Source organism: Noviherbaspirillum phoenicis (assembly GCF_047237965.1).
Classification (GTDB): Bacteria; Pseudomonadota; Gammaproteobacteria; order Burkholderiales; family Burkholderiaceae_D; genus Noviherbaspirillum_A.
The window spans coordinates 3,189,302-3,213,794 of the sequence record NZ_JBDFLX010000001.1 but is presented as its reverse complement, the minus strand read 5'-3'; the positions used below and the strand labels follow the sequence as shown (position 1 = coordinate 3,213,794).

The window sequence follows — 24,493 nt, the reverse complement described above, 5'->3', positions numbered from 1 at the left end:
ACTTAGCCTTGTGGCTAAAAGGCCGTACGGCAAATGGCTGCTCTTGGCCGAAAAGAGCCGGTCACCCTAAACTGAAAAAGGAAAGCGGCTCTTGCATCGCGGGTAGTGCACACATCCCCAAAATGCCCCGCGCTGACTCTCGCGCCGCGTCATCTTGATGCCGCAGGAGGCGCAAGTCGGTGTGCGGTAATCGCCGTCAAAGGCAGCCTTTCGAAGCGCGTCTTGTTGACCTTGGGGCAGGCCCAGGATTTTATTCAGGAAGCCTGGACCATCCAACAATTGCATCGGATTGGCGCCGCCAAACGTGAGCGCGTCATTGGTGTAGGTACTGGTCGTAATGAAAATCCCTCGCCCCACCTTTTCATGGGCCATCACTCCCAACAATTCCCGCACTTCCTTGACGCCGACTGAGTACGCATTCCAGGCCTTGCACTGGACGATCGCGATCGGCTTGGTGGGATCGATCTTGAACAGCTTGATATCGATGCCGCCATCGGCACCGCAGCGGAGGGTTTCGGACTGGAAGCCGACGGCTTCATAATACTTGGCGCAAAGGAGCTCGAATCGCTTCCATTCGAGCGCCCGCAGCGCTTCCAGCGTCCAACTATCGAAGGCTTTGCCGAAGACCGGGAGGGGGCCCGCATTTTGGTTGGAATGCCCCCAGCCCGGATCAATTTTTGCTGGTGGGCTGCTTACTACCGGTTCTCGGCGTGCGCCCAAAACCATGCCGGTGCGCCTGGCGGTCGGCTTACTGCCTCCACTCGTTTGGGAGCGGACGAAAGCGATGGCTGCCAGCAAGCCGAACAGCAGCAAAGCCAGCCAAGCCAGCGCATGGGACAGTGCCCCGAGCGCGACCAGGAAAGGGTGGCGGGCAAATACCGAAGGGATGATCCAGCGCATGCCGGCAAAGGCAAGGCACCCGGCGGCGGCGCTGACCCACCAGGGCAGCATCACCAATATGGTTGCCCATCCCTCCTTTTTTCTGCGGCGTGCCATGCCATTCCCTTCGCTCCGGTCCGCGGTTACCCGCACAGTGATTCCTGCGTGACAACATTGTCAGTCTATCACTCTCAACATCGGGGGCCGCGGCGTCCATCTGACGGCAAGTCGTCGGGATTTTGGCTCGCCCCTGCCAGCAACACTCGTCTCGCCATATTTTTTCACGCTGCGACGAGTGCTCCGCACCTTGGACGGGCACAATACCGCCGACGCTTGTATTAAACGGTGTGGAGAGTAATGCGAATAATCCGCCACTTCATCACGACGGTGCTGCTGGCCGTTGCCGTCGCCGGCCCAGCTATTGCGAAAGAAACCCCGGCATCGGTCGACTTCAAGGCATGCCCGCAATTTTTTGTCACCGGTGCAGCTCCGCACATCCCCGCTTCGGACCACCTGCGGTTTCGATCCCTGTGTTACGACGCGTTCGCGGTGCTGCATTCCGGTCGCAGCAAGACGCCGGTGTTTGTGGCTCAGCGGTTGAACCGCGCCTCACTGCAAGCGGCGGCTGGCGAAAAACGCACGAACAAGTTCTTTGCCGATGCGCGCCTGCCCTACGCGGAACGGGCCCAGCTCGACGACTACAAGGGCAGTGGCTTTGACCGCGGTCACATGGCACCGGCAGGCGATATGCCGGCAGCGCAAGCGATGGCGCAGAGCTTTTCGTTGGCCAACATGGTGCCGCAAGCGCCGCTCAATAACCAACGGTCTTGGAACGGTATTGAACAAGCAACCCGGAAATACGTCCTGCGCGCTCACGGCGACGTGTACGTCATCACGGGGCCGGTGTTCGCCGACAACCCGCGCGTGATCGGTCCCGGCAAAGTCTGGGTTCCGAAATATCTCTACAAGCTTGTCTACGATGCGACGACCGGCCGCGCCTGGGCGCATTGGATGGAAAACACGGACGAAGCGCGTGCCGGCCGTCCGATTACCTACCGCGAATTGGTTAACAGGACAGGGATCGAATTCCTGCCAGGGATGCCGGTGCGAGACTAGCCGTAGCACGACATACTGGATACCCTAAGTTGCACCCTCGGCATCTCCGCTGGAAGGGCCCAGACTTAGGGTCGCACTAAAGCAGCACCGCGCTTAGCGCAGTGTGGCAACATTGATTGCCCTTGCTCCGCAGGCCTGCACCAGTGCGGGGTCGTGACTGGCGAACAGCACGACGCGATCTCGGGACCAGATCTTGAATTGTTCGGCCAGCACGGCGCGAGCCTGCGCGTCTAGCCCGTTGCTGGGGCCGTCCGCGATGACGACGGCCGGCTCACCCAAGGCGGCGGCCGTCAGGAAGACCTTGCGGCGCGTACCCGTCGACATCTGTTCGAAGCGCTTATCCAGATGCGGTTCCAGCCCCAGTTTGTATGCCAGATCAAGCACGGCATCGTCGAGCGTTGTGTTCTTTTCGGAAGCGACTTGCTCGAGCAATCCACGCCCCGTCTGCATGGGAAACGCCAAGCAATTGTCGGGCACATAGGCCATGCGGACTTTGGCTTGCAGCGGCGTTTGGATGAGCGAATGCCCGTCGATCCAAACGTCGCCCGCATCCGGTGCGATCACGCCCGCGATGATGCCCAGCAAGCTGGATTTGCCGGTGCTGTCTTCTTCACATAGCGCCACACATCCAGGCGGGAACGTATGAGTCAACTCCTGGAATAGACGGTGGTCGCCATAGCGCTTGCTGAGATTGTCGATGCGTAGCATGCGGGGAAGTATACGCATGAATGCGGCACGCGGCCGGATCTCGTACCAGATGACGCTAGTTACTGCCTTCAGGTGACAAGGTCGCGCATCTTGAATGATGGTAACTCTGGGGAAAGAAAAACCCGCACGGGTGCGGGTTTTTGATTGGCTGTAAGCCTAATTAAGCTTTGTGCTTAGCCTTGCTAACTGCCTCGCTAATCGACTTGCAAACGGATTCAAAGGAGTACCGTTCACTTCTGTTCACGTGCCGAATGAGCTTATCCATGGACGGAGTACGGACTAGACCGGCATTGGTCGGGCCATTATTCGAAGCTGCGCCCTGGTTGGCAGGGACGCCGCGCGCTGGCGTATCCATATTCTTTTCCTTCACTGGTCCCCCCAAGGTAGCACACTTGTTAATTGAACACAAAAAACTACTGGACTGATGCCAGTTGCTTCACCGTTATCGGGGCCATGTGACCGCGGTCAAAGCCACTGCCCTTGTAGTCGTCGAGCTGGGCCCGTTCAGAGTAGGGCAGCCGGGCATCGGCAAAGAACTTGTTCGTGCGTTTCTCGCCAACCGCCGCTTGTAGTAAAGAGCGATTGAGCCGTTGTGCCACAAACACCGGCGTCTTGCTTCGTCCTGAATGCAAGACCGCGAACGCGTCGTAACACAGCGACCGAGACTCCGATAGGACCGATGCGGGGACGCGCGGGGCTGCACTGGCGACGAAAAATTGCGGGCATACTTCGAAGTCTGCCGATGTTCGCATTTCCTTCGCAACGGCTGGACCAGCAACAGCAACGGTAAACAGCACCGTCGTGATGAAGTGGCTAATTTTTCGCATCGCTCTCTGCTTTGTTTAATGTGAGATTCGGCGGTATTGTGCGCGTCCCCTGTGCAGAGCACTAATCGCAGCGTGAAAAAACCTGGCGAGGCGATAGCTTTTGGCAGCTGCTAGCAAAAATCCCGACTGTTCGCCGTCAGCCTGCCCAGCAGGTGCGACAAATCGACCAGGCGTTTCGCCACCAGATTGCGCACGTCCCCTTCGCGCTGCCAAATGCCATACACGCCCAGCAGCGACGCCCCCAGCAATTCCTTGCGCTGGCGGTCGACCAGGTCACGCCAGACAATCACATTGACCGCCCCGGTTTCGTCTTCCATCGTCAAGAAGACGACACCCTTTGCGGTTTCCGGGCGCTGGCGCACGGTCACGATGCCGCAAGCGCGCGCTACCTGGCGGTCGGCAAACGTGTTGAGGACGTCCGCCGGCAAGAAGCGCATCTTGGCGAGCACCGGCCGCAGCAGCGCCAGCGGGTGGCGGCCCAGCGTCAAGCCGAGCGACCGGTAGTCGCCGACGATGTCGTCGGCTTCCGACGGTGCGGGCAACTGAATCTCGTCCTCCGCAATTGCCGCCCGCTGCAACAAGCCCTTGTCGGGCGCGCCGGCGACGGCTTGCCACAGCGCTTGGCGGCGGTGCCCAGCCAAGGACGCCAATGCATTGGCGTCGGCCAGCTGTTCCAAGTCCAGGCGCTGCAACTGCGCGCGCAGCGCCAAGTCGTGGATATCGGCAAACGGCTCGATGGCGCGCGCCTCCTCGATTCTGAACCCTGCTTCCTGTGCCAAGCCCGACACCATGTTCAGTCCCAGCCGCACCGCCGGCCGCGCGCGTCCCATGTCTTCCAGCGCCGCTTCCCATGTGCTCGCCTGGACATCGACCGGCAAGACGGTAACGCCGTGGCGGCGGCTGTCTTGCACCAGCTGCGCCGGCGCATAAAAGCCCATCGGCTGGCTATTCAGCAGCGCCGCCAGGAACGCTTCCGGCTCATGACACTTGAGCCAGCTGCTGGCATACGCCAGCAAGGCAAAGCTCGCCGCATGGCTTTCCGGGAAGCCGTATTCGGCAAAGCCCTGCACTTGCTGACAAATCTGTTGCGCGAATTCTTCCGAATAGCCGTTGGCGCGCATGCCCTGGGTCAGCTTGTCCTGGAACTTATCGAGTTGCCCCTTGCGCTTCCAGGCCGCCATTGCCCGCCGCAGCTGGTCGGCTTCGCCGGGCGTGAAGCCGCCGGCCAGCATCGCGATTTGCATCACTTGTTCCTGGAATATCGGCACCCCGAGCGTACGCGCCAATGCCTGTTCGATGGCCGGGCTCGGATAGGTGACCGGCTCGAGTCCTTGGCGCCGGCGCAGATATGGATGAATCATGCCGCCCTGAATCGGCCCGGGGCGAATAATCGCCACTTCAATCACCAGGTCGTAGAAGGTGCGCGGCAACAGGCGCGGCAGCATCGACATTTGTGCCCGGCTTTCAATTTGGAATACGCCGACCGTGTCGGCGCGGCCAATCATGGCGTACGTCGCCGGGTCTTCGGCCGGAATGTCTTGCAACTCGAAGCGCTCGCCGCGCTGCTGCGAAATCAGCTCGAGCGCCCGGCGAATCATGCTCAGCATGCCGAGCGCCAGGATGTCGACCTTCAGCAAGCCCAAGGCATCCAGGTCATCCTTGTCCCACTGGACGACGCTGCGCTCTGGCATCGCCGCATTTTCAATCGGCACCAGCCGCAACAACTTGCCGCGCGCGATGATGAAGCCGCCCGGGTGCTGCGACAGATGGCGCGGGAACGACAGCAGTTTTTGCGCGATGTCGGCCCAATGCTGGGCGACGGGTGAGCTTGGGTCCAGGCCGCATTCGGCGAAGCGCTCGGCCAGCGCCGCACTGCCATCCCACCAGCGATGCGACTTGGCGACTTGGTCGACGAGGCCGAGGTCCACCCCCAGTGCCTTGCCGACGTCGCGCAACACGCTCTTGGGCCGATAACTGATGACGACGCCGGTCAAGGCCGCGCGCTGGCGGCCATACTTGGCATAGATGTACTGGATGACTTCTTCGCGGCGCTGGTGCTCAAAATCCACGTCGATGTCGGGCGGTTCATTGCGCTCCTTGGAAATGAAGCGCTCGAACAGCAGGTTGCCGCGCGCTGGGTCGACCTCGGTGATGCCGAGGCAATAGCAGACCGCGCTGTTGGCGGCCGAGCCGCGCCCCTGGCACAGGATTTGGCGCCCACGCGCGAAACGGACGATGTCATACACGGTCAAGAAATACGGCTCGTACGCCATCTCCGCGATGAGCGCCAGCTCGTGTTCGAGTTGCTGCTGCACCTGGGCTGGAATCCCGAGCGGGAAGCGGCGATGGGCGCCGAGATAGGTTTCGCCGCGCAAGTAGCTGGCCGCCGTCTCACCGGCCGGCACCAGTTCGTCTGGGTATTCGTAGCGCAGCTCGTCGAGAGAAAACGTGCAGCGTGCGGCAATCTTGAGCGTCTCGGCCAGCGCCGCCGGCGGATACAGGTTGCCGAGCCGTAGGCGCGCGCGCAAATGCTGTTCGGCATTCGGCGCCAGCTCGAAGCCGCAGTCGGCAATCGATTTGCGCAAGCGAATCGCGGTCAGGGTGTCTTGCATGGGTTTGCGCGAACGCACGTGCATGCAGACGTCGCCCGTGGCCACCACTGGCAAGCCCAGGCTGTGTGCCACGTGCTCGACCACCGACCGATGTTGCGCATCGCGCGACTTGTGCAGCAAGGTCAGGGCCAGCCAGGCGCGGTCCGGGAAGGCGGCGCACAGCCACTGCGCCTGTTGGAGCAGGTCGGGTTTGGCGATATGGTGTTTGGGCGCCAACAGAACCAAGCAATCGGGCAAGCCGCGCAAGTGGGCATACGCCGGCTCGGGCTGCGTGAAATCCGCCAGGCGCAGACAGTAGCTGCCCTTGGCAGCCCGGGTGCGGCCCAGGGTAATCAATTCACACAGGTTGCCGTAGCCGTTGCGGTTTTGCGCGAGCGCGATGAGCGTAAAAGCCGGCCGCCCGCTCTCGTCGCTGACCTGAAACTGGCTGCCGATGACGAGATGGAGTCCCCATTTCTTGGCTTCGGTATGCGCACGCACGACGCCGGCCACGGAACACTCGTCGGTCAGCGCCAGCGCCTGGTAGCCGAGCTGGCTGGCGCGTGCCACCAGTTCTTCCGGGTGCGAGGCGCCGCGCAAGAAGGTGAAGTTCGATACGCACTGCAATTCGGCATACGCGGGCAGCGCCTCGGACGAGTTGGTCGCCATGGCTCAGCCGAACAAGCCATGCAAATACCAGCGGATATCGTCGCCCAACCGTTCGCGGTAGACCCAGTAACAGGCCGATTCCGCGCCCTGGGCGACGAAATAGTCACGCACGACCAGTTGGCCATCCCACCAGCCGCATTCGATGCGCTCGGCACTGCCCAACAGGCGCAGCGGGGAGCCATAAAATGGACGCTCTTCGCGCAGCATCAGTTCGATGGGCGATTCGAGCAGCCAAAATGGACGCTCAATGTCGGGTAGGGACGGCGTGGCGGTCCGTTTGGCGGTCGCCGCCGGCAACCAGCGATTGCACAGCTCAGGCCGATGGTCTGCAACTAATGCCGGCACCAGAACGTGGTCGTCGCCCAGACGCGCGCTCAGCAACTCGATCAAGCGCTGAAAATCCGCCGGCGTGCCGCCCGGTTCCGGGAACAGCGAGGCGGACGGCGGTGCCATCGCTACGGTCTGCGTCGCCTCTAGCCGCAAGACGATGACGGAACCGGCCAGCGTCAAGCGGCCCAGCCGTTCCTTGAGCAAGCGGGTCAGATGCGGCTCTTGCCAAGCTGCTGCGGCGAGCGCCACCTCTAGCACGGTGGGCGGTACGGCTTGGCGCCCGCGCTCATGCTCCATGGTCAAGGTGAAGCGCTCGACCGCCCGCTGCCGCGCGATGAGCCAGCCCGTCATTTGCAACAGCAGCCGGCGCGCGCCGAACAGCACGCCTTCTGCCTGGTCGATACGGTCCGGTAGTTCCAGTCTGGCCGCAAACACTTCCGGCGTTTCTATCCAGCGAAACAACTCCGGCGCCTGACCATAGGCGCGGTCCAGGGCCTCGAGCACCGCCTCGTCACAGCGCCGCTTGAGCCCAGCACGCGGCAAGCGCCGCAACTCGCCCAGGGTGCGGCAGCCAATGGCGGTGAGCCAGTCCAGATAGGGCGCCAGCGGCGGCAAAATGCGGCACGGAATCCGATTGAGCACCGGCACCAGTGTTTCCATGCGTAACACGCGGCGGCGGCAGCCTGCCACGCCGGCGGCGTGCGCCAACAGCCAGGCGCCTTGCGCGGTCGGTGCCATGCCCCAATGGCCGGTCAACCCCAGCGCCAGCACGTCGGCCTGGGCCCGGCGAAACAGCCGGCGCACGCCGCCAAATGCGCGCAGGCTGGCGCCGACCTCCAGCATCAGGCTGTGTTGCTCGGCGTACGCGACGTCGGGCGTGTACTGCAACAGGCATAGCGCGACGCTGTCCAACGCCATGCGCTCGCGCTGCTCGTCGCGCGCATGCACGGCCGCCTCCGGACAGAGCGTCAGCACGCCGTTGCGCTTCATGCCGACCCGCACGCCCGCCTCCCGCGCCGCTTGGCTGGCGACCAGCACGCGCTCGTGCTCGAGGACGACGTGCGCCCCCGGTTCAGACCAGCACGGCCGCAGCGTTTCGAGCGGTAACAACGGCAGATGGACGCTGAGCCACAGACGCATGGTGGGGTTCGAAAGAGTGGAAATCCGCCGCCGGCATGTTCTCCAGCGGCACAATGAGGGGGGCGTCACGGCGCGGACCGCGGCGCTTGACGATGTCAATGCGGATACCGGCGGCGGCGGGTCGCAGCGCCAAGCGCAGCGGCGCCGGTGACGCCTCCTGGGCGGCGGCCAGCGGGCGCACCAGCCACACCGTGGCATCGCCGCCCTGGGCCGCCAGATGCAGGCGGCGCAACGCCTCATGACGCACTTGGGGTTGCCACAGCACGAGGGCCACACAGGAGCGATTGCGCAGGCTTTGCTCGGCCGCCCACAAGGCATCGACGGTCCGCCGGCTCTTGACCCACACCAGCCGCTGCACTGGAAAGCCCTCGGCGGCCCAGGCCGCCGCTTGCGGTGGGTATGGCGGTTGGACCAAGGCAATCGCACGGCTGCCGGCCTGGCGCAGCGCCGGCTGCAACAAGCGCATTTCGCCGATACCCGGCTGCTGGGTCAGCAGCTCAATCAAGACGCTGGCTGGCCAGCCGCCATCGGGCAGCTCGCGGTCCAGCGTCGCATGTCCGGTCGGGACGGTGGCGGTGCGATACGACCCCAGTTGATTGGCGCGCCAGACGTGCGGGAACGCGGCCGCCACGCCGGCGGCGTCGCGCACCGCGGCGGCAGAAACAGTGCGCATGACAGAAATTCCTTTGAAGAAGGCGTGGATTTTATACTGTATAAACATACAGTAAAATGCGCAAGTGCCGCGTTGTACCGGGCTTCAAAAGTTATCCACGACAGTTGTGGATAAGCAGTAGATAGCTTGTGGAAAAGCCGGGCATGGCGCCGCCAAACCCAATAGGGGCGCGGGGGTGGGTGTTCATGCTCAAAATCAATGCATGTTCCCACTTTGGCGATGGCGATTTACCACGCGCGGCGAGACGGTGCCGCGCGAACAGGGTTTCGATGGCGTTACAGCAATGACCCGTTCTCTGGGCGAGGGGTGTTTGCTTGGGCGGATTTGGCGCTGGTTCGAGGCGCGGCGATGGCGGTCAACTGGTTGGCCGGAAAGCGCGTGAAAAAGTCGGGAGCGTCTTCAATCGGACAATGCAGCCATGCATCGTATTGGTCGGGGTGCAAAATCACGACCATGCGCTTCTCATCATCCGGCTTGTGAAACCGCTGCATCAATGGGTCGCCGTCGGCATTGATCGTCAGCATCGAGAACGACAGCAGCGGCAAGCCATGGGGCCCGTCGGCACGGTATTCCCAGATGCCGGCCAGCCCCAGGGGGTCACGCTCGGCTTGGCTGATTTCCCAGCGCACAGCTTTGCCGGTTTCGTAATTCGGCTCGAAGAAGCTGTGGACGGGAATGATGCAGAATTGCCGCTTCTTGTAGGCATTCCGGAAGCTGGGCTTGGTGGCCACAGTCTCGGTCCGGGCGTTGTATGTCTGGCGCGCGAGATCCAGTTTCGCCCAGTGCGGGACCATGCCGAACATTGCCAACGCACAGGCGCGGTCGCCAGGTAATGAATCGGCGCGCGGCGGACGAATCATCGGCGCCATGTAACCTGGATAGGCTTCCGCCTTGTAGCGTGAGTCGGGCGCCGCGACGCCGAAGTAGCGTTGCAGTTGGTCCGGCGTGGCAGGGAGATAGTTGGCGCACATGGGGATGATTTTAAAAGGTCCTTCGTCAATTTGCGGGAATTCCAGTCGTGTGGTTCGAATCCCGACAGCATCCGATCAACTCTTCTCGCAACAGCTCTGAGCTTCCGGAATCGACCCATTGCAGAAATCCGCAAGATCGAATTTGGAGCCCAAAAGCGGACATTCGCTAGCGACACGGCTTCGGCGCGTCAGATGACTAAAATGCTACGTTTGGGGTGATTGACCGCTAAGTATCGGCCATACGGTATCCGGCACGATAAGGTCATTGAGGACCGCTCCCTCAGCGTAGTTACGACCTCAAGAGTGACCGATCCGCACCTTGTGACCGGACGAATGACTAACCTCTTACCAAATCATAGTGTCAGTCCTTGGCCGCCCAAGGCATCCGAAACCTTCCTAGGCTCTACCAGCTGCTTAACAGGACGGGGCCACACCAGCAACGCAGCGGCCAAGGTCGCCTTTGCCCTTATCCGGATAGCGGCATCGTCCCACGTCTGAAGTGCCGGCCTGCTGAAATACGTATTCATCACCAGCGCGCTCTTGCCTAGACCGGCCTTCTTGCCCTCGATCGTTTTTCCCTCCCCCTCATAGTCGAGGAAAGGACCGTTGCTGACGGAGCTGTTGAGTGGCCCCGTCAGCAGCGTCAGATTGCCAAACGTCTGAACCATGTGGTTCCGAACCAATCGGTGCTCATCCTTCATTTCCTCAATGGGATAGTGCCTGTCGCCTTCCCAGGTCTGCGGCAAGACGTGCTCCACCGTTAGTTTGGACTGCTCGGGAACCTCCTGCGAGCCTTGGAACGATCCACGCGATGCATATTCCAGGGCTCGCAGCATGGCGCAAACCTTGGCTGGTCGGAGTTCCCGATAGACAGCACGATTAGACCAACGCTCAGAAAACTCTTCGTCAGTCGGCCACTTCTGGCTGTCGCCTCCCAGCTTCAGCAACGCTTCGCGAAGTGCTTCTTCCGGCTTCTCCTGGGCACCCGTGACGACCTCCAGCAGCCGCATGAACACGCGGTTGTAGCCCTTTGTCGTGAAGCCGCAAACCGCCCTCCGGGTCAGGTAGGAAGCAAGATCGCTCAAAGCAAACCGAAGCGAATCGCTATCGGCCTCGAGTCGCTCACGTAGCGCCATGTAGACCGGTGTTATGGAGCTGACGTCCAACGTCTTGATGAGTCGGCCAAACTCCGCCACATACGTCGTTCCCTCGGGAGAGACTAACTCGTGGAAGATTTCGCTCGCCTTGATAATGCGGCGTAGCTCACCATCCAGGTCGCGCCGTTCCTTCTGCCACCACTCCTTGAACCCTTGAAACACGTGCGTGGCCAGTGTTTCATGCTGGCTTCGTAAGATCGTGTAATGAAAAAAGAACAGGTCGATGCGCGGATAGGTCAATCGGCCTTGGCGTTCTTTCTCGCGCCAGTACCGATTCGCGCTGACGACCTTCTTATCGTCACTTTGCTCGTCGAAATGCTTCCAGTACGCGTCGTATAAGGTCGCCACCGGCTTGCCGTCGCGAGCTGCTTCGAGAAATATGAGGTTTCGGATCAGATCCGAGGCGAGAAGCGGCTCACCGCGAGCGTTGAGCGTCTCGAAAATGACCTGTGGATCATCTTCGGCATCCAGCGACAGAGTCATCAACTGGATGTTCTCGTTGAGAGTCGTGTATAGGATCTCTGCCCTGTCGGTTTGGATGTCGAGTTTTGCCTGCAATGGCTCCACCACGTTCGAGCCCCGAATGGCGCTGACCAGCGCATCGCTAAAGGTGCGCTCACTTGCGGCATCGACGGCATCCCCGAGATCGACACCTCTCAAGTACGCTAGACATGCGTGGTACAGATATAGGTAGGCTTGAATCATGAGCGGCCGCTCGACTTTCTCGACCTTCCTCTTGCCGTCCACCTTCCTCTCGATCTTGGCCGGATAGGCCTCGCACACAGCATCGGCACTCATCGCCTCGTCTAATGCCCTCATTTCCTGGCGACCGGCTTGTGTGGGCCAAACCTTGTGATGGTCGTCGGAATGATTCGGATACGGGCCCGGGTTGCGGACCAGCACGTCCAGCATCTGTGGCAATGGCGAGTCCCTTAGCTGCTGCGTCGCGTGACGAAGTGCCAATATCAATAGGTGCAGAGTTGTGGTTCGCTGTTGTCCGTCAATCACTTCATATGCACCAACCCGACCGAAGTTGTTCTGCAACGGGGCCAGCACAATCGACCCAAGAAAATGCTTTGCGAGCGGTCGCAGGGCATGTGTTCCCGAGCCGGACGGCAGCATTCGACGGTCCAGGAGTGCATTCGCTCGGTCGGCCACATCTGCCCAGAGAGGAATTACCTGCTTCTCCAACGTCCAGACGTACCCCCGCTGGAATACCGGAATCTGATACTGATACGGTGCGCTAAACAGTTGTGTGATCGGTGCCTTCTGTGGCTGCATCGCCTTCTCCTCTGTCCTGATCTTGTTGTCAGCATCTTAATACAGTTACTGCGCGAAACAGCTTGATGTCTTGCAGCGTAACGTCAGGGGTCATGGGTTCGGCTGCGGTCCATCACCGCGGGCCGGTAGCGACCAAAAAGTTGCTACTTGAAAGCAGCCATACGTGAATGCCCGCTTCTGGCCGATACCGGAAGTTTGGCAAGGGCTGCCTCCGACCCAAACCAGCCTGCCATGCTTCGAAAAGGGGACGCTCAACGTTAAAATGCAGCGGTAGGTGTTAGCAGTTAAAGTCCGATCGCTGAAATGACCGGCTGGACGTCATTTCAGCAAGCAGGCGATTTCCGGGGCCGCCGTACTGAGAACAACGCCCACAAATAGCCAGGCCGCACCAATGGCTGAAATATGAACGCCACCAGTACCTGTTGCTTCAAGTTTCTTTTGAATCTCTGCATCCCCGCACTGTCGTGTTTCGGCCTCACGCTTAAGCGCGTCCATAGCCCTCATGCGCTCCCCGTCCAACTCCCGCTGTGTTTCGGTGATGCGATCGTGTATAGCCGAGATGTTCTTTTCCAACGCGTCGAGACGCGAATCTAACGAGGGGTTCGGGCCTGGATCAAACTTAGTAAACGCACTTAACTTTCCTGCGGACGTAGACGCGGAGTTGGTAGTAACCCCAACAGTAACATCATGGCTTCGTGAGAAAATTCGTTGAAGCCCCGCCTTAGCCATCGATCTGAGCGAAGCATGTCCAAATAAGGCGCGCGTTTCCGAGATCCCCCAAATGACGGTCCCGATGCCGAGTACTTGGAGAGCAAGACCAGTGAGGCGGATCAATCGCTCTGTTGCACCGAATATAAGCACGACGACCAGCGCAATGAAGATTGGGCCCAAACATAGCCAGACGTATTTGTGGTCGGCAAGCCGCGAGCCAAGTGCTTTGATCCGTGAAAGGTGCACACGTCGCCTTTGAGTTATGACGCCCAACGCCGCTCTAACAGGCGCGCGACAGTTGCCGGGAAGTGGCAAGATCTTGTCGCGTGCCCGGATTCAGCAACGAGTTAGGTTTCATCGGCGACAAAGCGTTTAATTATTGAATTCACTTTTGGGGCAATTCCGTTGAACTCCGGATATTCTCGCGATATTGCTGCTGCGGTAAACATGAACACAGTAGCGGACATTAACATTACAACTTCAGCATTGCTTTCACATTCAGCAATAACAGACGGTTGTGAAAAGTTCGCCATCTCAAGATCAGTATAGGGTCCGCCATGTACAAATGAGGACAATAAGGCATAAGTCGGGACGATTTGCGCAAGGAATGGTCGTTCCTTTGCAACAAACGCAAACCTCTCATCAGCTAGAAACCGCAATATTGTGCGGTACTTAAATTGGCCGGAGAGCTGTTTTAGCTCGCGGGCACTGAGTTTCGCAGCATCAGGGTAAAACTCAGCGATTGCGTTTCTCGTGTTTGCAACTACCTCATTCCCCAGTAGCCTTTCCGCCATAGCGATCGCGGCAACATAGTCTTGGGCCTCAACTGCACCACAGAATGAAAAATAATCGCTTCCAACACGGTCCGATTTCTCCTTTACGAAGCAAGCCCAGAGGTAGGTGAATTTGAGATAGTGCTCGCAGAAGCAGCGAAAGAGGACTTTGAAGGCATAAGGATTTTTCGTGTCGACACACTCAAACATCGCAGTCTTAAGGCTGTTTGCCTTTGCACAGAATCCAAACATTGCTCTGTAAGTTTTTGGAAAGTCGGTACGGCCAATTACTTCGGCCAAGGAAGATCCGTATTCCTTGAACACTTCAAAGTATTCGTCATCGGCATCGCGATAGTGCATATAAAACCTAACGCCGAACTAACCAGCACGCAGCAGATGCCGCCGAGCGGCAAGCCCTTTGCTGCGTGTCTGGGTTGAGTGACGAGTTATACGTTCTCATCTTTGGCATCTGAACTCCCCTTTGTTCCAACTACCACCACTATCCAGGCAAGCGTCCGAGATCAAGAACTCGCGCGCAACCGGAACGATAAGAAGTACAACTGCCATGCCAAGAAAACAAATACCGATCTTACTTAACTTCGGAAACTTAGGCATTGCAAAAAAAACTGCGGCGCCAACAGAGAACAGCGCAAACGCAATACAAAGATGCCAAATTCCACGCTGAATCCACGACTCAGGAAAATCATTCGGCGGGCCGCCAGCGACCCAAAAACTAAATGCTGCGCTGTTTAAATAAAGCAACCCCATAACGATGCAACCGGCCGGCACAAGCCATCGAATTACCGAGCGCAGCACTCCAGTCACTATCGCTCCCTTTACATATAACGAACGCCTGAATTAAGCCACGCCGCGAAGCGGCGTCGGCTTGAATGAATTGTCAAGCCGCACTTTCTGCGTCATTTCTTTGTCCCCTCAGGAATGAGGGTCGAACCCAAAGACGCGAAGTTCTTGGTCGCACCGACAGGCCTTGGCGATACGCGCCGCCCACGCGATGGCCTCGTCGCGCGAAGGCAGTTCCAACACAGTGAAACCTCCGTTGAGTGGGGGCGCCCACGGATAGCCTCCCTCTTTAAACGTCCCATTGGCCGAGACGAGTACGGGAGATACGCTCTCGTCTATGCCGCCCCCAAAGACATAGACGCCGGCGGTCTTCGCCTCCTCAATCACAGCGTGCGCGTCGCGGCCTACCGCTCTCCATTCGCCATCGGGCACAACCATTGCCGCGCTTGGAAAAGAGATCAGGTATTTGGCCATGCTGCTCCTCGTGGAAATTGATGGTGGCCGTGAAGCGTGTGTGCGGCCTAACGTAGAGGTAACCGCCGCGGAGCCAGCTTTATCGGCGGAGCGTCCGTGCGGACCGCCATGTTATGCAAAGTACCTCGATATTTGATCGCAAAAATGGTCTTTCCATAGCCGCCTGTTCGAAAGGGATAGTTGATACTGGGATTCCTCCTCAAATTCCAAGAGAACCTCGTCTGATACTTTGCCGTCGATATATCTGTCAAGCTTACAAAGAGCGGATGAAGCTCTCTTAACCTTTGGATCATCCAGATTGAGTTCGAATCCATCATCGAACTTAAGGTAGCCATCTTCTGTTGCACTTCCAGCATCTTGGTTTGCTTGCTTTTCTGTCCACGGATTGAACTTAGATGGAACGCCCGTATAGTGCCTGAACATTATGTAGACTACGATTGGTGGGAGGCTTCGTACCGCCTGCTTAAACGCCTCCAACTCTTCTGAGAGTGCACTCATGCCGCTCAAATGTTCGCGCTTGATTTTCTTAACTTCGGATGCGTCTTTGCAGCCTTCAAGTTCCTTGATCAAGGCTCTAAGCTTTGAAATTTCGTCTTCGTATTCATCTTGGAGCGCAATACTTGAGTCGTGCTCCGTCTTTAAACTTTCGTAGTCTTTTAGGTTGACGGTAGTTGGCTTCTCCAATGACGACAGGATATCTGGCAGTTTCTTCAGAAATTGCCTCTTCTTTGCTCCCCAGCGGGCTATGTTTGTGGATGTGAGGGCTAGTTCTCCATTAAGATTTTCGTAAAAACGATCTAGGTCGCTGTCGTTATCAATCTTGTCTACTTGCGTTGAAAGAAGAACTCCCTTTACATCGGCATATTTTAGTGGCGGGACTAACAACGGATATGCTTTGTGACTCATGGCCCATGCAGCACCAAGCTCGCAAAGGCAAAATTGGCTTGCAAAATAATTTTCACTAAGTAGGAGAATTACAGCTTCAGGGTGCTGGATTTGGCTCTTTATGTAAGTGATAAAGTCCTGGCCGCTGGGAATCCCTAAGCCTTCCAGAGAAGAGCAAAAAATATCATCCGAAGATATTTCTGTGCCCGTCTCAAGAAGATCGACTAGAGCGTCAGCCAGGGTCTTGTCTTTCACCGCATGGCTTACAAAAATTCGTTTAGATTTCATAGTAGCGGCCTGATGTTGTATAACTTGTTATAAATCGCAAAATGGCAACTTAACATGGAACGTTGCGATTTAACACCAAGTCTGGAGACGGCTGCAAGCCGCTTGAGAACAGGTGCTGCCGTCCATATGCTGTATTTAGGTACAGTATTAACACAACCGACAAACCACACAGGCCGGGTCTGAACGCCACGCGCCTGTTGGACCGACTGCGAGCGCGCCTGCGGTACATGCAATACAGCCTGCGTATAGAGCAGAATTACGGGTATTGGGCGCGTTGGTTCATCTGCTGGCATGGTGTGCACCATCCCACGGAAACAGTCCTTCGCAAATTCGTTCTCAATGACTGCTTTGCATCGGTAGCCGATAGCCTTCGATGCGCCAAATCCGACTGCTACGCAACCGACTAAGGCCCCTTAGGCGAGCAAACATCCCGCGCGATAGTCGACGTTGTAGGGGTCCCAGTTGGGGGCGTGCTTCACTGCCTCAGATTCCATTGAATCTCGACGTGTATTAATGTAACGTGGTGATCCATTCCTTGAGAACTGTCGCACCCGGCCAGTTTCCTCCCTCGCTTGATCGGGGGCGGCTAAACCCCTATCGACCACATAGCTTCCCAAACACAGATACGCCAATGTTTCTCAACGACCGCGAGACAGCGACAGATCTCTTGTACTACGAAGCCATCGCGAGAACGGTAGTCCGTTTCATTCGCGAGACCCCAGTCGCCCCGATCACCATCGGAGTCCATGGAGACTGGGGCGCCGGAAAATCTAGCGTCCTGAAGATGACGGAGGCCGCGTTCAACGATGAGGAGCGTGTTCTCTGCCTGTGGTTCAACGGCTGGACATTCGAAGGTTTCGAAGATGCCAAGACGGTCGTCATCGAGACAATCGTAGAAGAGCTTCGTCGCGCCCGGCCAGCCTCGACGAAGGTGGCCGACGCAGCCAAGAAAGTCCTACGGCGCGTGGACTGGCTCAAGATGGCGCACAGGGCCGGTGGTCTTGTATTCACTGCCGCCACAGGTATCCCAACCCTAGATCAGGTACGGGGTGTTGTCGACACGGTCACGGCCTTTCTGGCAAAGCCCGAGGACCACATCTCTGTCGAGGATTTGAAGGGCGTGGCGGCCCAAGCCAAGGAGTTCGTCAAGGATTCTCCGAAAGACGCCGATCGCCTTCCTGCCCATATGCACGAGTTCCGTAACGAATTCGAGGAGTTGCTCAAGGCAGCCGAACTGGATCGACTGGTCGTGATCGTCGACGACCTCGACCGGTGCCTCCCAAAGACGGCCATCGCGACTCTCGAGACGATCCGCCTTTTCCTGATGGTGGATCGCACGGCCTTTGTGATCGGCGCCGACGAACTCATGATCGAGTACGCGGTGAAGGAACATTTCCCAGATCTCCCGCCCAGCACCGGCCCAGTCAGTTACCCAAGGAACTACCTCGAAAAACTGATCCAGGTTCCATTTCGGGTCCCCGCGCTGGGCGTGGCCGAGACACGAGTGTACATCACGCTCCTACTTGCCGAGCTCGCGCTCACGTCCGAGGACCCGCGCTTCAAAAAGCTGCTGGCAGTCGCTCGCGAGGATATGAAGCGACCATGGCAAAGCCGCGGGCTGGATGCCCGGGCGGTGACGGAAGCTGTGGGCGAGCCGGTGCCGACGGAGGTGAGGCAAGCTCAGTTGATCAGCACGCATCTGACGAGATTGCTGACGGAAGGAACGCATGGCAATCCACGACAGATCAAGAGATTCCTGAATTCGATGATGCTCCGCCAGGCCATCGCCGAGGAGCGCGGCTTCGGTGGTGACGTCAAGCTCATCATCCTCGGAAAGATCATGCTCGCAGAGCGTTTTTATCCTGACTTCTACAAGCAACTCGCCCAGTTGGCGACGGTGGAAGGCGGCAAGCCCGAGGCCCTTGCGCAGTTCGAGCAAAGCATTAAGAACAGCAGAGGGGAGCCTGCTGTAGAGGCCCAAAGTTCGGAAGCAACGCCTGAATCCGTCGGCAAGAAGTCGGCAACGAAGGCGGCCGCACCGAAAGCCCAGGCACCAGAAGTTGCCGACTGGTCGAAGAACGAATGGATCAAGGGCTGGGCTGCGATCGATCCTCCGCTCGCGGGTGTCGATCTCCTTCCCTACGTGTTTGTCACTCGGGACAAGCGGGGATCGCTCGGCGGGATCACCGCGTCAGCGCATCTCGAAAGCTTGGTCGCCAGACTCATGGGCGGCAAAATGGCGGCACGAGGTTGCGTGACCGACGTCGCGAATCTCTCGCCCCAGGAAGTTGATGAAGTCTTCAACGCGGTCAGTGACCAGATCCTGCAAGCCGATGACATGCGTTCCGAGCCGAGGGGGATGCATGGGCTTCTCGTTCTTTCCGAGCGCGGGCCAGAGACGGGACGGCGCGTTCTGGAATTTGCGAAGTCGTTGGACCTCTCCAAGGTAGGGATATGGCCACTGAACCTCGTGTCGGGCATCAAGGATGCTGCCCTTGTGAACAACGTCAACGCCCTGCGGAAGAGTTGGGGCGAGCAAGACGAAAACCCGAAACTGAAGAAGGCCGCGACTCTGATGGAGTCGTTGGGCAAGAAGATCTGAGGAATCGATGGGTACATCAAAGGGATATGGCGGTCCACCCAATGGGCTAGTTCCTTCATGGCTTGAATCGCCTGCGGGCGGATCGGGAGGCGGCAATGGAGATGCCGAGGACAGCGGTGACGCAGGTGGAGACGGCGCAGACGGTTCCGATGGAGTTTCGGTGTCCCAGGCGCCCGGCAGCGGCGCTCTCACCGGGGCAAGGACGGCCTTCACCCGCTTCTCGAAGAATGGCAGTAGCAGCACGCTCGGCGCTGCACTGGCCGGGTATGTACGGGGCGGCAACGGTCGCGTGAGTGGAGGCGGTAGCGGTGGTGCGGGCAGGGCGGCGCAACGAATGGGGGCGTCCCGAGCGACCGGGTCGAGACTTCTGGGCGTCGTCAGGGACTTCCAGCGGATCGGCGCATTGGACACTCTGCGTCGTCTCGATCTTGATCGCATGGTTGACCGGCCGGCCACCGAAGTCTTCCTCTTCATGCTGGAGTTCCTTTGCCCACCGGGCGGAGCCATCGATGAAGCCATTTCGAGGCAAGCGATGCTCGAGGCGATTGGCAATCTCGACGGTGCAGGCCCGGCTGAATTTGGTCAGCTCACGCCCGAGCAGTTGCGCGAATTTTTCCTTGATTTCGTCTCGCTATCGATCGAAGGGCGAGTGATTGCCGACATCGGATCTCGCGGCATCACGCTCGCCGCTGACGTGGAGTCGGTTGAGCGAACCCACGAACAACTTCGGGACTTCATCAACGGTTGTTGCAGGGCCCATCTTTCCGGGTTGTTGACAGGTGTCGATCAGTTGACGGACCGGGAGGTCGAGCAGAGATCCAATGAGATCTATGAGGCTGCTTTTCAATTGATCGCCGACGCAGGAGAGGATGCGCAATGAGGCAACATACCTTGGTGAGCAGACTGGGGGCGTCCGACGATGCACCCGTTACACCCGCTCGCCCTGAGGCTCACGTCACAGAGATCGACTTCCTCGATAGCTATGAGCGGTTGGGCTTCGGCCTTGGGCAAGCGCTTGAGCAGCTCGATGCGCTTGGCCTGTCACCGAGCGAGCGAGCTGTTGATTTCGCCTTGCTCGCAGCGACCGTCACCGCGGCGGACACGCGAATTTCTCGCGAGACAGAAGCACAGGACGGCTGGACGCGAGAAATCGAAATCAGCGTGCCGGTGGTGGAGCCGACACTCTGGGAGGCCGTCACGCCTCTCCTGCATACGACGCTTGATTTTTTGACCGGAGACAAATGGACCCTTCGATTCCGAGCGCGACCAAGCTCACGAGGAATTCTTGTGCCGCCAACCGAAAGCCTTCGAACAGCGAATCCCACTTGCGTGTGTCTTTTTTCGGGTGGGCTCGACAGCTTCATCGGCGCGGTCGACTTGTTCGCAGCTGCCGAAACGCCTTTGCTAGTGAGTCACTACTGGGATGGCATTACCAGTCAGCACCAGACGATCTGCGCCGAGGCTCTCAAGGCCAAATATGCCGAAGCCGAATTCAGCCACATTCGGGCCCGAGTCGGCTTCCCCAAGGATACCGTCGACGAGTCTCCGGTCGAGGACACGCTCCGCGGCCGCTCCTTCATGTTCTTTGCGCTGGCTGCCCTTGCCGCCGATGCAGTGGGTGACGACGTGACGATCCACGTGCCGGAGAACGGCCTGATTTCATTGAACGTTCCACTCGACCCTCTTCGGCTCGGGGCGCTGAGTACCCGGACCACGCATCCCTTCTACATGGCGCGCGTGAACGAACTTATAAGTAGGCTTGGTCTTCGCTCACGTTTGCACAACCGGTACGGTCTGATGACCAAGGGCCAAATGGCGCTCGGATGCGCTGAGCGCGAATTTCTGGCAACGCAGGCGAAGAACACCATGTCCTGCTCGTCGCCGGGGAAGACACGGTTCGCAAAAGAAGAGAGTCAACGCCAGCCCAAGCATTGTGGATACTGCGTGCCGTGCCTGATCCGTCGAGCTTCGCTCCTAGAAGGCAGAATCGACGATGACACGCCATATCAAGTTCCGGATCTACATGCGCAGGTCCTCGATTCCGAGCGGGCCGAGGGCAACCATGTCCGGTCGTTCCAACTCGCAATCTCGCGGTTGCGCTCACGGCCGGAACGTGCGCGCTTCGACATTCATAGGCCGGGGCCGCTTTCCGATCACCCCAACGAGCTTCCCGCCTATATGAATGTCTATGCCGCGGGTCTCGAGGAGGTTGCCCGGCTCCTCGAAGGCGTGAGGGCAGAGCCTCTGTGAACGCGACGGCCCCTGTAAAGCCCAATTGGGTCGATTTCCACTGTCACCTTGACCTTTACCCAGACCACGCCGCACTGATCGAGGAATGCGATCGAGAGGGCGTCGCGACGTTGACCGTTACGACCACGCCGAAGGCGTGGGCTCGGAATCGGGACATGGCCGCGCACGCCAAGCACGTTCGCGTTGCCTTGGGGCTGCACCCACAACTCGTTGGCGAGCGAGAATCGGAGATCGCACTTTTTGAGAGCCTCTTGAGCGAGACCAGGTACGTCGGAGAAGTCGGCCTAGATGCGAGTCCGCGGTTCTACAAGAGTTTTGCGGCACAGGAGCGCGTATTTGAGCGTGTGCTGAGGGCGTGTGCCGAACACGGTGACAAGGTTTTGACCGTACACAGCGTTCGATCAGCGTCGAAGGTGCTGGGACATGTCGAGAAAAGTCTACCGCTCGGACGAGGCCGGGTAGTGCTGCATTGGTTTACAGGTTCCCTGTCCGAGGCGAGGCGTGCGATCGACCTCGGCTGCTATTTTTCAGTTAACTCGGAAATGCTTAAGGGACCTCGTCACCGTGCGTTGGTCGAGCAATTGCCCGTTGAACGCATTCTGACCGAGACTGATGGCCCCTTTGTGCAGAGCAATGGAGTAGCCGTGCGTCCTCAAGCAGTCGCTGACACGGTGATCAATTTGGCTTTGATCAAAGGACTCAATCCATCAGTAATGGCGCCCCTGATTTTGCGCAATCTTTCTGGACTATTGAGTCGCTGAGGAACACGGACTGGACGACAACTCCCGCCCTGAAGCAGATATAGAAGCGATGAGTTGAACGACCGCTTATGGCCGATACCGTAAGTTTGGCAAGGGCCGTTTCCGACCCGTTGCGAAGGGTGATGTGTACGTCATTACCGGCCCGGTATTTGATGGGACGCCGAAGACGATTGCTCCGGGAAAGGCCTGGGTACCGAAATATTTATATAAGCTTGTTTATGACGCGACGACAGGTCGAGCCTGGGCCCATTGGATTGAAAACACGAACGAGGCACGTGCTGGACGTCCCATTCCATATGGCGAGCTGGTTCCCCGCACTGAAATTGAGTTCCTTCCGGGCGTTAATGTTAAAAATTAGCGCTGGACGCTTTATCGGCAACCGCCGTGCCCAGGAGAGGAACCATGAAATTCAGTGCTCGTAAACCGTCACTCAAGAAAATGATTTCTGCTCGAACGTTATGCCGTGGTGGACAGGGCCCGCTGCGACAAGCTCGCTAAAGCGCAGGTCATGTCCCCCATCACATAGCGCTATTCCTTGGCATAAATCATGGAGTGCCATTCCGCAGCTCGTTCGATAGCTCAGGTGGGCGCGTTCCAAATCAACGTAGTACCGGGCAATGTGGAACGAGTCAAGGAATCTGTGAAAGCATTGCCGTAGCTATACTTGCTCGTAAGAGGAATTGCGCTTTATAGAAGTTGTGGCATGGGAAATGGATTCCGTACTCGACAATGAGAAAATGCAGTTTTTACGTCAGTAACTTATTCACCCTCTTCAACCAAATTGCATGCCATGCCTTGCGTCTTTTGCACCCTGCCTACGGCAAGAATCATCGCTGAGAATGAATTCGCAATTGCAATCCGGGACGGATTTCCTGTCAGCCCTGGACATACACTGATTATTCCGCGCCGACATATCGGGTCTTTTTTTGACACGACTTTGGATGAGCGAAGCGCGCTCCTTGCGCTACTCGATAAAACAAAAATCGATTTGGATAAAGAATTTGCCCCTGCGGGCTACAACATTGGCATCAATGATGGCCAAGCCGCGGGCCAAACTGTAATGCACCTCCACATGCATCTGATTCCCCGGTACGCAGGCGACTTACCCGACCCACAAGGCGGGGTCCGCTGGGTAATTGCGGAAAAAGCCGATTATTGGAGCAATCGCTAACCATGATGGCAATCCCGTCTTCGGAGGAACAACTCTCCTTCCTTGACCATATCCAGCGCCTGTTCGAAGAAGGCGAATTCGTTGCCACCTACAAGTTTGCGCTATTGCTGGCACTGACTGAGTTGGCTGTGGAACATGGCACTGATTCCGGTGACACACTTGACCTGTCGTATGCGGCCATTGCCGATAAATTTCTGGAGTTGTATTGGCCTCAAGTGATACCGTACACCGCCGGTGGTCAGGTTGGCGTACTCATGCAAAACAATGGCCGTCAGGCGGCCACGGTTTTGCTCCTGAACGACATCCGTAGCCGCCATGGCACGCTCCCCAAAGCGCGCGCCTCAACGGAATGGCCCAACGCTCTCCGGAAAACGGTGGCTCTGCTAAAGGAGATGCCGCTATGGCGCCTACAAATCTTGCGGCGGCAAGAAGTGAATTTTCTGTATGTCCCTGGACCAAGCGCGAGTATCCGCCTGTTGCCGGGTGTGATGTACAACTTGCGGCGTTTTCAGGGACTGGTCCAGCAGTTGGCGCGCAGCGCGTGGATTAACCATATTCGAGCCAATCCGAACAACGCCACAGTCATCGGCGAGGCTTCAGACCTGGAGCAGGCGCTGTTCGGGACGAGTCGCGCCAATTTGGCGACTGCTCGGCCGGTGCTAAGGGAGATTCAGTCGGATACCTGCTTCTACTGCCAAGGCGCACTGCGCAATACGGGCGAGGTAGACCATTTCATCCCTTGGGCTCGTTATCCGAGAGACTTGGCACATAACTTCGTTCTGGCCCATAAGACTTGCAATAGCGATAAGCGAGATTTGCTGGCGGCCACCGTGCATTTGGAAAAATGGTGCGACAGGAACGAGCGTCAAGGAACGGTGTTGGCGAACGAGCTGGGTAGTCATTTCGTATGTGACAGTTCTACGATGACTCGCGTAGCCCATTGGGCATATCACCATAGCTTCATGACGGCATCCCAATCCTGGGTCGGGCGAGCACAGGTAATTCCGCTTACGGCCGATTATCAACGCATTCTGCCAGCTCAATAACCTACGCCGGGGAAGGATTACAAGCCACGGTCTGTAGGTTTTCGGCAATCTTATTCGGTGTTGCTGCATCTAGGTAATGCGTTCGGCGCCTGCTCGAGAAATCGCGATAGCCTGCGTGCCTTGTGCCGGCCTATATAACTTCGCGATGACGTCTTTGACCTTGGCGTTCAGCCCTAATATCTGTTCTCACCTAAGCTTGGCGGTCAAACAGTCGGCGAAGCTTCTAATCACCGTAAGCGGCACATTTCCGCCCCTTGGCCCCAAATTCCGTACGAAGAGGCGCATTTCTGCCGCTTATGGAAATTAAATATTTTTGGTTATGGCCGATACAGCAAGTCATTTCGGACCTGTACCGAGACCATCGATTCTGAAGAGTGCTTAGAGAAACA

Annotated in this window: 20 protein-coding genes and 1 pseudogene; 8 read left to right on the top strand and 13 right to left on the bottom strand. The window is 58.2% G+C overall.

Going from position 1 to position 24,493, the window contains the following annotated elements; all coding sequences use genetic code 11:
- Positions 1-66 precede the first annotated feature (66 nt).
- The gene (locus ABC383_RS14430) at positions 67-996 is read right to left on the bottom strand and encodes a restriction endonuclease (protein ID WP_163967595.1); all 930 of its coding nucleotides are present in this window, start codon (positions 994-996) and stop codon (positions 67-69) included.
- A 240-nt stretch (positions 997-1,236) separates the two neighbouring features.
- Here ABC383_RS14430 and ABC383_RS14425 point away from each other — a divergent pair, with 240 nt between their 5' ends.
- Entirely contained in the window at positions 1,237-1,995 is a 759-nt protein-coding gene (locus tag ABC383_RS14425) for a DNA/RNA non-specific endonuclease (RefSeq protein WP_163967563.1), read from the top strand.
- A gap of 93 nt (positions 1,996-2,088) precedes the next feature.
- Here ABC383_RS14425 and ABC383_RS14420 read toward each other — a convergent pair whose 3' ends face one another.
- From ABC383_RS14420 to ABC383_RS14365, 12 genes are all read right to left on the bottom strand, one after another.
- On the bottom strand, positions 2,089-2,703 hold the full coding sequence (locus tag ABC383_RS14420) for an ABC transporter ATP-binding protein (protein ID WP_163967562.1): 615 nt from the start codon (positions 2,701-2,703) through the stop codon (positions 2,089-2,091).
- Positions 2,704-3,116: 413 nt separating this feature from the next.
- The gene (locus tag ABC383_RS14415) at positions 3,117-3,530 is read right to left on the bottom strand and encodes a DNA/RNA non-specific endonuclease (protein WP_163967561.1); all 414 of its coding nucleotides are present in this window, start codon (positions 3,528-3,530) and stop codon (positions 3,117-3,119) included.
- Positions 3,531-3,640: 110 nt separating this feature from the next.
- A complete protein-coding gene (locus ABC383_RS14410) occupies positions 3,641-6,790 on the bottom strand; it encodes an error-prone DNA polymerase (RefSeq protein WP_163967560.1) in 3,150 nt (1,049 codons plus the stop codon).
- A gap of 3 nt (positions 6,791-6,793) precedes the next feature.
- A complete protein-coding gene (locus tag ABC383_RS14405) occupies positions 6,794-8,260 on the bottom strand; it encodes a Y-family DNA polymerase (RefSeq protein ID WP_163967559.1) in 1,467 nt (488 codons plus the stop codon).
- The gene (gene imuA, locus ABC383_RS14400; RefSeq protein WP_235953547.1) at positions 8,193-8,981 is read right to left on the bottom strand and encodes a translesion DNA synthesis-associated protein ImuA; all 789 of its coding nucleotides are present in this window, start codon (positions 8,979-8,981) and stop codon (positions 8,193-8,195) included. The genes ABC383_RS14405 and imuA overlap by 68 nt, the downstream gene beginning before the upstream one ends.
- A 227-nt stretch (positions 8,982-9,208) precedes the next feature.
- The gene (locus tag ABC383_RS14395) at positions 9,209-9,904 is read right to left on the bottom strand and encodes an SOS response-associated peptidase (protein WP_163967558.1); all 696 of its coding nucleotides are present in this window, start codon (positions 9,902-9,904) and stop codon (positions 9,209-9,211) included.
- Between the two features lie 353 nt (positions 9,905-10,257).
- Positions 10,258-12,342 (bottom strand): DUF262 domain-containing protein, encoded by a 2,085-nt coding sequence (locus tag ABC383_RS14390; RefSeq protein ID WP_163967557.1) that lies wholly within the window; start codon positions 12,340-12,342, stop codon positions 10,258-10,260.
- Positions 12,343-12,660: 318 nt separating this feature from the next.
- Positions 12,661-13,299, bottom strand: a complete 639-nt coding sequence (locus tag ABC383_RS14385; RefSeq protein ID WP_163967556.1) for a hypothetical protein — start codon at positions 13,297-13,299, stop codon at positions 12,661-12,663.
- A 101-nt stretch (positions 13,300-13,400) separates the two neighbouring features.
- A complete protein-coding gene (locus tag ABC383_RS14380; protein ID WP_163967555.1) occupies positions 13,401-14,186 on the bottom strand; it encodes a DUF5677 domain-containing protein in 786 nt (261 codons plus the stop codon).
- 96 nt (positions 14,187-14,282) lie between these two features.
- Positions 14,283-14,651: a hypothetical protein gene (locus ABC383_RS14375; protein WP_163967554.1), complete on the bottom strand. Its 369-nt coding sequence runs from the start codon at positions 14,649-14,651 to the stop codon at positions 14,283-14,285.
- 108 nt (positions 14,652-14,759) lie between these two features.
- On the bottom strand, positions 14,760-15,101 hold the full coding sequence (locus ABC383_RS14370) for a YciI family protein (protein ID WP_163967553.1): 342 nt from the start codon (positions 15,099-15,101) through the stop codon (positions 14,760-14,762).
- Between the two features lie 111 nt (positions 15,102-15,212).
- Positions 15,213-16,274: a toll/interleukin-1 receptor domain-containing protein gene (locus ABC383_RS14365; RefSeq protein WP_235953546.1), complete on the bottom strand. Its 1,062-nt coding sequence runs from the start codon at positions 16,272-16,274 to the stop codon at positions 15,213-15,215.
- A 631-nt stretch (positions 16,275-16,905) separates the two neighbouring features.
- Here ABC383_RS14365 and qatA point away from each other — a divergent pair.
- The 7 genes and pseudogenes from qatA (at position 16,906) to ABC383_RS14330 (ending at position 24,104) form a co-directional block, all read left to right on the top strand.
- The gene (gene qatA, locus ABC383_RS14360; RefSeq protein WP_163967551.1) at positions 16,906-18,876 is read left to right on the top strand and encodes a Qat anti-phage system ATPase QatA; all 1,971 of its coding nucleotides are present in this window, start codon (positions 16,906-16,908) and stop codon (positions 18,874-18,876) included.
- Positions 18,877-19,036: 160 nt separating this feature from the next.
- Positions 19,037-19,756: a Qat anti-phage system associated protein QatB gene (gene qatB / locus ABC383_RS14355; protein WP_205609867.1), complete on the top strand. Its 720-nt coding sequence runs from the start codon at positions 19,037-19,039 to the stop codon at positions 19,754-19,756.
- Entirely contained in the window at positions 19,753-21,126 is a 1,374-nt protein-coding gene (qatC, locus tag ABC383_RS14350) for a Qat anti-phage system QueC-like protein QatC (protein ID WP_163967550.1), read from the top strand. The genes qatB and qatC overlap by 4 nt, the downstream gene beginning before the upstream one ends.
- Entirely contained in the window at positions 21,123-21,887 is a 765-nt protein-coding gene (qatD, locus tag ABC383_RS14345) for a Qat anti-phage system TatD family nuclease QatD (RefSeq protein ID WP_163967549.1), read from the top strand. Before qatC ends, qatD begins: the two co-directional genes overlap by 4 nt.
- Positions 21,888-21,999: 112 nt before the next feature.
- A pseudogene (locus tag ABC383_RS14340) lies at positions 22,000-22,245 on the top strand (DNA/RNA non-specific endonuclease); the annotation flags it as partial.
- 432 nt (positions 22,246-22,677) lie between these two features.
- Positions 22,678-23,058: an HIT family protein gene (locus ABC383_RS14335; protein ID WP_205609866.1), complete on the top strand. Its 381-nt coding sequence runs from the start codon at positions 22,678-22,680 to the stop codon at positions 23,056-23,058.
- Positions 23,059-23,060: 2 nt separating this feature from the next.
- A complete protein-coding gene (locus tag ABC383_RS14330; protein ID WP_163967546.1) occupies positions 23,061-24,104 on the top strand; it encodes an HNH endonuclease in 1,044 nt (347 codons plus the stop codon).
- Positions 24,105-24,493 lie beyond the last annotated feature (389 nt).

Coding starts and splice junctions, on each gene's coding strand:
- ABC383_RS14430 (WP_163967595.1), bottom strand. CDS start 996: ATGGCACGCCGCAGAAAAAAGGAGGGATGGGCAACCATATTGGTGATG.
- ABC383_RS14425 (WP_163967563.1), top strand. CDS start 1,237: ATGCGAATAATCCGCCACTTCATCACGACGGTGCTGCTGGCCGTTGCC.
- ABC383_RS14420 (WP_163967562.1), bottom strand. CDS start 2,703: ATGCTACGCATCGACAATCTCAGCAAGCGCTATGGCGACCACCGTCTA.
- ABC383_RS14415 (WP_163967561.1), bottom strand. CDS start 3,530: ATGCGAAAAATTAGCCACTTCATCACGACGGTGCTGTTTACCGTTGCT.
- ABC383_RS14410 (WP_163967560.1), bottom strand. CDS start 6,790: ATGGCGACCAACTCGTCCGAGGCGCTGCCCGCGTATGCCGAATTGCAG.
- ABC383_RS14405 (WP_163967559.1), bottom strand. CDS start 8,260: ATGCGTCTGTGGCTCAGCGTCCATCTGCCGTTGTTACCGCTCGAAACG.
- imuA (WP_235953547.1), bottom strand. CDS start 8,981: ATGTTTATACAGTATAAAATCCACGCCTTCTTCAAAGGAATTTCTGTC.
- ABC383_RS14395 (WP_163967558.1), bottom strand. CDS start 9,904: ATGTGCGCCAACTATCTCCCTGCCACGCCGGACCAACTGCAACGCTAC.
- ABC383_RS14390 (WP_163967557.1), bottom strand. CDS start 12,342: ATGCAGCCACAGAAGGCACCGATCACACAACTGTTTAGCGCACCGTAT.
- ABC383_RS14380 (WP_163967555.1), bottom strand. CDS start 14,186: ATGCACTATCGCGATGCCGATGACGAATACTTTGAAGTGTTCAAGGAA.
- ABC383_RS14370 (WP_163967553.1), bottom strand. CDS start 15,101: ATGGCCAAATACCTGATCTCTTTTCCAAGCGCGGCAATGGTTGTGCCC.
- ABC383_RS14365 (WP_235953546.1), bottom strand. CDS start 16,274: ATGAAATCTAAACGAATTTTTGTAAGCCATGCGGTGAAAGACAAGACC.
- qatA (WP_163967551.1), top strand. CDS start 16,906: ATGTTTCTCAACGACCGCGAGACAGCGACAGATCTCTTGTACTACGAA.
- qatC (WP_163967550.1), top strand. CDS start 19,753: ATGAGGCAACATACCTTGGTGAGCAGACTGGGGGCGTCCGACGATGCA.
- ABC383_RS14335 (WP_205609866.1), top strand. CDS start 22,678: ATGCCTTGCGTCTTTTGCACCCTGCCTACGGCAAGAATCATCGCTGAG.
- ABC383_RS14330 (WP_163967546.1), top strand. CDS start 23,061: ATGATGGCAATCCCGTCTTCGGAGGAACAACTCTCCTTCCTTGACCAT.